This window comes from Flavobacterium sp., from assembly GCF_013823965.1.
Taxonomy (GTDB): domain Bacteria; phylum Bacteroidota; class Bacteroidia; order Flavobacteriales; family Flavobacteriaceae; genus Flavobacterium.
The window spans coordinates 30,300-40,373 of record NZ_PNNA01000057.1 but is presented as its reverse complement, the minus strand read 5'-3'; the positions used below and the strand labels follow the sequence as shown (position 1 = coordinate 40,373).

General features: G+C 38.8%; 6 protein-coding genes. All 6 read right to left on the bottom strand.

Annotation, left to right across the window (positions count from 1 at the left end; translation table 11 throughout):
* Positions 1–56: 56 nt before the first annotated feature.
* The 6 genes from C0430_RS06760 to ppsA all read right to left on the bottom strand — a co-directional run bounded on the left by C0430_RS06760 (position 57) and on the right by ppsA (position 9,818).
* Entirely contained in the window at positions 57–1,175 is a 1,119-nt protein-coding gene (locus C0430_RS06760; protein ID WP_290867120.1) for a retron St85 family RNA-directed DNA polymerase, read from the bottom strand.
* 378 nt (positions 1,176–1,553) lie between these two features.
* On the bottom strand, positions 1,554–2,717 hold the full coding sequence (locus tag C0430_RS06755) for a phospholipase D-like domain-containing protein (protein ID WP_290867116.1): 1,164 nt from the start codon (positions 2,715–2,717) through the stop codon (positions 1,554–1,556).
* Positions 2,707–3,807, bottom strand: coding sequence for a site-2 protease family protein (locus C0430_RS06750; protein WP_290867113.1), 1,101 nt, complete (start codon positions 3,805–3,807; stop codon positions 2,707–2,709). Before C0430_RS06750 ends, C0430_RS06755 begins: the two co-directional genes overlap by 11 nt.
* Before the next feature lie 199 nt (positions 3,808–4,006).
* Positions 4,007–6,604, bottom strand: coding sequence for a cation-translocating P-type ATPase (locus C0430_RS06745; protein ID WP_290867111.1), 2,598 nt, complete (start codon positions 6,602–6,604; stop codon positions 4,007–4,009).
* Positions 6,605–6,629: 25 nt separating this feature from the next.
* Positions 6,630–7,385 carry an SDR family oxidoreductase gene (locus tag C0430_RS06740; RefSeq protein ID WP_290867108.1) on the bottom strand — a complete coding sequence of 252 codons (756 nt, stop codon included), beginning with the start codon at positions 7,383–7,385 and terminating at the stop codon, positions 6,630–6,632.
* 12 nt (positions 7,386–7,397) lie between these two features.
* Positions 7,398–9,818 carry a phosphoenolpyruvate synthase gene (ppsA, locus tag C0430_RS06735; RefSeq protein WP_290867104.1) on the bottom strand — a complete coding sequence of 807 codons (2,421 nt, stop codon included), beginning with the start codon at positions 9,816–9,818 and terminating at the stop codon, positions 7,398–7,400.
* Positions 9,819–10,074: the final 256 nt, after the last annotated feature.

The window sequence follows — 10,074 nt, the reverse complement described above, 5'->3', positions numbered from 1 at the left end:
ATTTAATTACAAGTAGTTATGAAAAAAAAAACTCTAATTGGGCTTTCTTGAATTTTTTATACCAACAACGGTAACGGTTTTCTAATTTTTAAGTCCTCTTTCTTTTTTAAGTCAAAAAGCAATGTTTTGTATTCCATAAATTCAGTGTCTTTGGGGTTTATTTGTAAAATGAAATTTATTTTTCCCAACAAATGTTCCAGATAATTGGCCTGTTTGATTTCTTTGTACACTCGGTGTTCGTCTATACCAAATTTCTTGATGTAGTACATCGCTTGTCGCAATGCGTTGCGTTTTTTGAAGGCGACTTGTGGCTTGTTGTTGACCACTATTCCCGTAACGGATTGTCGTTTGTCAGGCGTCATCAATCTTGTTTTGCTTTTATTGATGCGAAGATCCAGTTTTTCGACAACGTTGGTTACTTTCTCGAAGAGTTTATTTTCGTCAAAATCACCGGAAAAACTCAAATCATCGGCATAACGGGTGTACCTTATTTTTTGTTGTTTGCAATAATCGGCAATAATGGCATCGGCTTCCTTGAAAATAAGGTTGGAAAGATACGGACTCGTTGGTGCACCTTGTGGTAGAGCGTTATCGCGAGTGCAAAGTTTCGCCAATAAATTCGCCACCATTTTCGAATAACCTAATTCGAGAAAAACTTTTTCGACCAAATCTATTTTTATCGATGGGAAAAAATTCTCCAAATCTAGCGTGAATACTTTGGGTTGGTTTCTATGAAATTTCAGGTTTTCCGTAAGACTGGTTTTGGGTTTGTAAGCTTTGGCAAATGGACTCACGGGAACTTTTTCGAGAATGTCTTTGAGAATCCAGACCTGGATTTCCTTCAAACTCGGAAGTGGTTCCGAGATGGCTCTTTTCTTGCCGTTTTTTTTGGCAATTTCAAAATCACGATAGAAATAGGAGGGATGTAAGGCCGCTTTTTTGAGGTATTCTATTTTATAACCCAAAAGGGCAGAAAGATGCGAAGGATTATAAATTACCGCAATGCCTTTTGAAATCAATGCTTCAGCGTAATTCAAACAGCGTTGGACATTATTTTTAGACAATCCTTTTTTCGAAGCTTCGGCTGTAAAATCGACTTTGTATTTTGTAAAATCCATGGCTTTCAAAATCATTAATGGAGCGGGAAATAAAATTCCCACTCCAGTTAAGAACACGGGTTTAAAAGGTTCGGAGCTCTGCGGAGATCCTTTTAAACACAGTTGCTTGAAAAAGCATTCCATTACAGAGTAGTGACTCACGACTCCTCATCGACCACTGTCGATGAAATTTTCAGGAAAAATTAGAAGTTTAACTCCGTTTTGCGGGGTACAAAAATGGTTTTTTTGTCCATTTTTGGAGTTTTATTCTTCAAATCCTTTTTGATCCATTCTTCTTTTACTTTGTTTTTATTTGACTCCATTTCAAAAGGTTTTAATTTCCTTTTTTAAGTATTTAATGTATTTATAATCAGTATTTTGAGTTGTTTAATACACTCCTAAATTTACGATTTTTTTGCTCCTAATAGTGTTATGGAAATCATAATTATTTTAGGGCTAGTAGAATCTTCTAAATCGTTTGTGGGGCAGATAAGTGATGATAATTTCGATTATTCTTGTAATCCAATAAGAAACCCAGTTGAAGAGTTTTGTGGGCAACCCATCTGTTAATTCAAGGGATTTGGGTGTTATTTTTTCGCACTGGCCCATAATTTGGTTGAGGTGCGTGAGATAATTATTGGAAAATTCGGCAGACTGGATTTCCACATTCATTTCGATGCTTCCAAAAGAGCTCAAATTATTCAGGTTAAAAGAACCAATTGTTGTCCAATTATTGTCCACAACGGCAGTTTTTCCATGTAAAATGGATGATTTCCATTCGTACAATTCGATGTTGTATCTCAGTAATTTGTTGTATAAATGGCAACTGGCGCGTCTTGCCATTGGAATATCGGATATGCCGGATAGAATCAATTTAATTTTCACGTTATTCAGGGATGCTTTTTTCAGCGTGGCAACTAATTTTCTGCCGGGAAGAAAATAACTTCCCACGATAACTATTTCTTTTTGGGCTTCTCCAATAGATTTTATGTAGGCTTTATAGATTTCGTTTTTCCTTTTCAGCCAATCATTTTGAAGAACACTAATCGTAATTTCTTCATTATAATTTACGACAGATGCTATTTTTTTTCTGCTCACGCGTCTTTTTTTGAAATAAATATCCGAGCATAATTTAGCTAGCGATGCACCTATTTTTGCATCTTGTATTTGAATGGCATAGTCAAGCCAAGCGGGCGTTTTTGGGGTTCCATAATATTTGTCGGCTATGTTGATTCCGCCAATCAATACGGTTTTTGAATCGGAAACTACTACTTTGTGATGCAATCTTCTGCCGAGATAAAAGGAACTTGCCGAGAATAAAGGGGCGAAAAGACGAATGTTGATTCCGTTTTGTGGCAGTTCATCCAGAATTTCTTTGGGGAATGAAAACGAGCCGAAACCGTCGAGTAAAATGTATATTTTGACATTTCGGCTAGCGGCTTCTTTAAGTAAATCAATAATTTTTTTGCCAACAGTGTCGTAATCGAAAATATACGTTTGGATATGAATTTCGGATTTGGATGCCAAAATAATGCGTTCCAATCGGGTGAAATAATCTTCGCCGCTATGGACCAGTTCTATAAATTTTGTTGTGGAAATGGCAGTGTCATTATTCAGCATGGGCTTTTTTTGCTTTAACCTCTTTAATTAAAATAAACTCCAAAAGATTTTCCGTGTCCAAGGTACCAATGAGTTGGTTGTTTTCTATGACAAGCATTAAAGTGGATTTGTTTTTGTAAACTAATTCAAACACATCTTCTAAAAGAGAATCAGCTTGAAGCATGATTAAATCCTTGTCAATAATGGAAGACAACTCCGTTTCTTCCTCTTTTTTAGACAGCGCTTCTATGATTTGTTCGCGATTCAATGTCCCTATCGGGATGTCGTTTTTAGTCACCAAGAAATGTTTGTTTTGACTGTCAAGCATCAATTTTACTGCCGTTTCCAGCGTTTCGTTGTAGTCGATGGTTGGGTATTGTTTCATCAGCACATCTCGAACTTTATACCCTTTGAGCATGTATTTTGTCTCGGTATATTCGGATTCGATTTGAGCGCCCATAAAGACAAATAATCCAATAAATATCAAAATAGGATTGGAAAAAAAACCTAAAAAAATAAATCCCAGTGCCAATACTTGCCCAATTCGTGCCGCAATTTTCGTGGCATAATGTCTTTCTAATTTATACGACAACAACGCTCGAAGTACTCTTCCGCCATCCATCGGAAAAGCTGGAATTAGATTGAAAATTGCCAATACAATATTTACCAAATAGAAATTCAGGAAGAAATTATAGGCGTTGACTCCATTTTCCAATTGGCCGATCATTTCTTCCGGAGTATTGGGTAAAGTGATGAACAAACTGGTTATGAAAGCCAAGACGATATTTACAAAAGGTCCTGCAAACGCAACCGCTAATTCTTCAGAAGGTTTTTCGGGTAATCTTTCTAATCGTGCCAATCCGCCAATGGGCAAAAGTGTGATGTCCTTGGTTTTTATGCCAAATTTTTTTGCAGTCAAGGCGTGTCCCAGTTCGTGTATTAAAACAGTACTGAAAATGCACAAAATAAAGAGGATGGACCATAAAATTTGTGTCAAATTTTGCCCCGATTTGTAATTGACATAAACAATGAATAGAATTAGCAGCGAAAAGGTCCAATGAATAAATAGACCGATTCCCGAAATGTTTCCGAGTTTGAATGATCCTTTCATTTGTTTGAATTTTAATGGTAATAGTTCTAATCGTTCCAAAAAAATAAGAAATTTTAAGCGCAACTTGCCCATAAAGTTAGTGATAAAATATTATTTATCAGAATTATAAGGCTTTTACTTTTGTTTCAACAACCTCTTTTGAAAGACAAAATAAGGATTTATAGAAAATGCTGTACAAGACACAATTGCCTTGATGGTGTCAACCTAATTTTTGGGAAGAATTTTTGCTTCTTGAGCGGATTATCCATTTTTCAATTTCGACAGCCCAAAACACAACACTTGAAACAATAAAAGTTATTGCCAATTCATAAATTGAAAGAGGTTGAGTTTTGAAAATAGTATTAAAAAAAGAGGAATAAATGAGTATTAGTTGAAGTATGACGGTAAGGAATAAAGCGCCTAAAAGTGGCTTGTTTGAAAATACTCCAATGGTAAAAAGCGATTCTCTTTCAGAACGAATCGCCATTACATGACCCATTTGGCTGAAACACAAAACCGTGAAAGCCATCGTTTGCCAATGAAAATTTTGACTGTTTAGTGCCCAATATTGAATGCCTAACGTCGTTATTCCCATTAAAAAACCCACCCATAAAATATGTCTTCCCATTCCGTTCGAAAAAATATTTTCCTTCGGATTTCTTGGAGGCCTTTTCATGATGTTCGCCTCGGCAGGTTCTGAAGCAAGCGCCAGTCCTGGCAAACCATCGGTAACGAGATTGATCCAAAGAATATGGATGGCCAATAGGGGAATGGGCAACATAAAAAATGGAGCCAGGAAAATAGCCCAAATTTCACCTGAGTTTCCAGTCATGATGTACTTGATGAATTTCAAAATATTGTCAAATACTTTTCGTCCATGTTTGACGGCAACAACGATGGTGGCAAAATTGTCGTCCAACAAAATCAAGTGAGACGCCTCTTTGGAAACTTCGGTGCCATTGATTCCCATCGCGATGCCAATATCTGCATTCTTGAGTGCCGGCGCATCGTTTACACCATCGCCAGTCATGGCAACAATTTGGCCTTTATCATGCAAGGCATTGACAATTTTTAATTTTTGTTCTGGATTTACGCGAGCATATACGCGAACTTTTTCGACAATATTGTCAAATTCATGTCCTGATAATGCGGCAAGTTCTGGACCATCCAATACTAAATCTTCGTGGGTGGTAATTATCCCCAGTTGTTTTGCAATGGCAATTGCAGTGAGTTTGTGGTCGCCTGTAATCATGACGGGAATTGTTCCAGCTTGTTTGCATTCGGTGACGGCTTGTTTTGCTTCTTCTCTTGGTGGGTCTATAATTCCCACAAAACCTATTAAGGTCAATCCCGATTCTATTATGGCTACATTTTCTAATTCAGGCAAAGTTTCCATTTCTTTTATCGCATAGCCAATCACGCGATAGCCTTTCTCGGCCATCGCATTGGCTTTGGATTCTAATTCGGGAAGGAGTGATTTTTGGTTTTCTATCAATTTTTCCAATAATAATTCCACGGCACCTTTGGTAATGGCAATGATTCCTTTTTCGGTTTGATGAAAAGTTGTCATGCATTTTCGAGTGGAATCAAACGGCAATTCGGCAACTCTTGGAAGTTTTTTTTCTAAAATTGTTCTTTCCTTGTTTTTGTCGAAAGCAAATTGAGTCAAAGCCACTTCCGTGGAATCGCCCAACCATTTTCCCTTTTTGTTTATAGAAACATCGTTATTCAAAGCCATTGCTTCGAGCAGGAAGTTGTTTTGGAGAGGTGAAGAGATGGAATTTGTGTATGGAATTTCATAAGTTTCCTGTACGGTCATTTTATTCAAGGTGAGCGTTCCTGTTTTATCGGAACAGATATAGGTGACGGAGCCAAGTGTTTCAACCGCTGGCAGTTTACGAATTAGCGCTTTGTTTTTTGCTAATCGTTTGGCACCAAAAGCTAACGCAATGGTTACCAATGCCGGTAAAGCTTCGGGCAAGGCAGCAACGGCCAACGAAATGGAAGTGAGTAACATCGTCAGCGCATTCTCGCCACGCCACCATCCAAATACAAAAATAATGGCACAAATTAGGAGTACAAAAAAGGATAAGCGTTTACCAAAAGCATCTAATCTTTTTTGCAATGGAGTTATTTTTTCATCGGTTTGGATCATTTTGGCGATAAGCCCCAGTTCAGTGTTCATTCCGGTTGCCATGACATAAGCAATCCCGCGTCCATTGGTAACGTGGGTTCCTTTGAATCCCATATTGATTCGGTCGCCAAGAGAATAATCGCCTTTCGGGAGCGTGTGGCTATTTTTTTCGACATTCTGCGATTCTCCAGTCAAGGCTGATTCATCCACTTTCATTTGGTGGGTTTCAAAAAACCGCACATCGGCTGGAATAATATTTCCGGCTTCAAGCAACACGACATCTCCAGGAACTATCGCGGTAGCGGCAATTTCTAATGTATGGCCTTCCCTTATGACTCTTGCACAACTGGGAGCCATATTTTTCAGGGCTTCCATCGCTTTTTCAGAGCGATATTCTTGAATAAAACCCACAATGGCATTGATGATGATTATGGCAAGAATGATAAAGGTATCTGTCAAATCTCCCAAAAAACCCGATATAATGGCTATCGCGATTAGAATGAGAATCATAAAATCGGTTAATTGATGTAGCATTATATGCCAAATGGTTTTCTTTTTTTTGTCCTCAATCTCGTTTTTTCCGTATTCGCACAATCGTTCCGTTGCAGTAACAGTGTCTATGCCTGCTGGACTTGTATTGATTAGTTGTGTGATTTCGGAAAGTGGGAGTAAATGCCAGTTCATCTAGTTTTATTCAAAAAGAAAGCTTTTATTGGACTACAAAACCACCATCGACAGGCATTTCGATTCCGGTTACAAAAGAAGCTTCGTCTGAGCAAAGCCAAATTACCGCATTGGCTATTTCTTCAGCCAGTCCAAATCGTCCAATAGGTTCCATACTCATTAATTGCGTTTCTACTTCTTTTTTGTTTCCAGTTGCACGATCTATCATGGGAGTTTTTATGATTCCCGGACAAACTGCATTTATCCTAATCCCGAGTTTGGCATTTTCCAAGGCAGCGGTTTTCGTGAGACCAATCACTCCATGTTTAGAAGCTACATAAGCCGGTGAGCCTTGAAATCCTACTAATCCGGCAACAGAAGAGCAATTGACGATGACGCCTTTCCCTTTTTTGAGCATGACAGGGATTTCATATTTCATGCAAAGCCAAATCCCTTTTAGGTTGATACCAATGGTTTTGTCCCAATTTTCTTCGGAACAATCTTGTGTTGGAGCTGATGTTCCTTCGATTCCGGCATTGTTAAAAGCAAAATCCAATCGACCGAAAGTGGCAATGATTTTTTCGATAAGTGCTTTTACATCGACACTGTTGGAAACGTCACATTTTACAAAAATGGCTTCACCTCCCAAATTTTCAATTATGTCCATAGTTTCCAGATTTTCTACCCAATCGGCAATTACTATTTTGGCTCCTTTTCTGGCGAATGCCAGCGCAGTGGCTCTACCAATTCCTGAGGAACCTCCTGTGACAAGAACTACTTTGTTTTTGAATGTATTTTCCATGATGCTATTGTATTAAATTATATTCGAACTGTATTTTTTCTTTTCGGCGACCAAAATATTTTCGATTCCTTGTATCAAAGCATCTGGATTAAATGAAATGCTGTCGATGCCTTCCTCTACCAAGAACTGGGCAAATTCGGGAATGTCGCTTGGTGCTTGACCGCACAATCCCACTTTTATGTTGTTGCGTTTGGCAGCGTGAATGGTTTCTCGTATTAAAGATTTCACTGCAGGATTTTGCTCGCTGAATAAAAAGCTGACCAAGGCTGAATCACGGTCCAAGCCAAGCGTAAGTTGTGTCAAGTCATTGGAACCTATGGAAAATCCGTCGAAAAGTTGGGCAAATTGGTCGGCCAATAATACGTTGCTGGGGATTTCTACCATCACGTAGATTTCCAATTCGTTTTCACCTTGAATTAATCCGTTGTTGGCCATTTCTGCAATTACTTTTTTTCCTTCTTCGACAGTTCTGCAAAAAGGAATCATCAGTTTCACGTTGTGCAATCCCATTTCGTTGCGCACTTTTTTCATTGCTTCGCATTCCAATGCAAAACCTTTTCGATAAAAATCACTGTAATAACGGGAAGCCCCACGGAAACCAATCATTGGGTTTTCTTCCTCGGGTTCGAAATATTTTCCACCAATCAAGTTGGCATATTCGTTGCTTTTGAAATCGCTCATCCGCACAATGACATCTTTTGGATAAAAAGCCGCGGCCACTGTTGCAACTGCTTCAGCCAGTTTGTTGATGAAATAAATTTTGCCGTCAGGATTGTCTTTCGTCAATTCCTTGATTGCCGAAATTGTCGTTTCATCTTTTACTTTTTCGGGTTCGCATAAGGCATTCGGATGGATTTTGATGGTGTTGGAAATGGCAAATTCCATTCGCATCAATCCCACGCCTTTGTTGGGATAAAAACTTAAATCAAAAGCTCTTTCCGGATCGGCAAGAATGAACATTGGATTCGTTTTTGGTAAAACCAGATGGCTGAAATCTTGTTCTTTTATAGTCCATTTGAGTAAACCTTTGTATATGTTTCCATCTTTGCCTTCGGCACAAGAAACAGTGATTTCCTGTCCATTTTTTATGGCAGAAGTCGCATTGCCGCATCCCACGACGGTAATAGTTCCTAGTTCACGCGCGACAATTGCCGAATGGCTGGTTCTTCCGCCTTTGTTGGTGATGATAGCTGCCGCTTTTTTTAGAATAGGATCCCAATCGGGGTTGGTGACATCCGTTACCAGAATTTCTCCTTGCTGTAATAAATGGCCTTCTTGCGGATTGTTCAGGATGCGCGCTTTGCCGGAAATGATTTTGTTGCCGAGAGCGATTCCGCTTGTCAAAAGGGTGCTTTTTTCTTTGAGGGAATAGATTTCAATGGTTTGTTTTCGTTCTTTTCCGTGGATGGTTTCCGGACGTGCTTGAACGATGTAGAGTTGGTTGTTCAATCCGTCTTTTGCCCATTCGATGTCCATTGCTTTTTTGTAATGGTCTTCGATTTTTTGGCACCATTGCGCCAATTTTATTACTTCATTTGGGTTCAACGAAAATTTGTTTCGTTCTGTCAATGGTGTGTCAATATTTATTGTAGTTTTTTCTGCCGATGCATTTTCTGCCTTTTCGGAATAAATCATCGTAAATTCCTTTTTGCCACAGTGACTTTTCAGGATTGGGTTGCGTTTTTTATTAAAAAGTGTGGGTTTAAAAACCATCCATTCATCGGGAGTAATCCTTCCTTGTACAATGTTTTCGCCCAATCCAAAAGTGCCGTTGACAACGATTGCATTTTTGAATCCACTATCGGGGTCGATGGTAAAAGCCACACCGGATGAGGCCTTGTCGCTGCGAACCATTTGTTGCACACCAACTGAAATGGCAATGTCCATTCCTGTAAATCCCATATCTTGGCGGTATTTGATGGCGCGATCCGTAAACAGTGAAGCATAGCAACGGTGGACCGCATCGAGTAGTTGCATTTCTCCACTGATGTTCAAGAAGGATTCCATTCTTCCCGCAAAACTTGCCGCCGGCAAATCTTCGGAAGTGGCGCTGCTGCGAACGGCAACGTCGAGATTGTTGATATGGCATTGCCTGCAAAGTTCTTGGTAGGCCAGACTGATTTCGGACTTTATTTCTTCGGGAATGGTTGCAGACAAGACCAGATTTCTTGCTTCTTTTCCAATGGAGGAAAGATTGGAATATTCTTTTGTGTCCAACGAAAGTAATAAATCATCGAGGATTTTTTCGAGATGGTTTGCTTTGCAGAACATTCGATAACCATCGGCCGTAACGGCAAAACCATTGGGAATGTTGATGCCCATTGGATTCAATTCATTGTACATTTCGCCAAGGGAGGCATTTTTTCCGCCCACTTTGCCAATATCCGAAATACAGATTTGGTTCAAAAACTGAATGTGTTTTGAGGTTGCCATATTTATAGAATTTAAATAGATGGCTTAAGGAAGAGATAGTAGGTGTTTCTGCTTGGAAAAGCCGATACGTAAAGTTACGGAAAAGTTGGCTTTATAGAAATTAAAACGGTCGTTATTTTAGTAATTTATAATTATTAAATGTTTGTTTTATAGTGTTTTCTGTTCTTTTCGAAAACAGTAAAAGCGATGAAAATGAAGTTGTTTTTTGGGCAAAAAAATCCCCAACTATTTTCATAATTGGGGATTTGTAAAAATG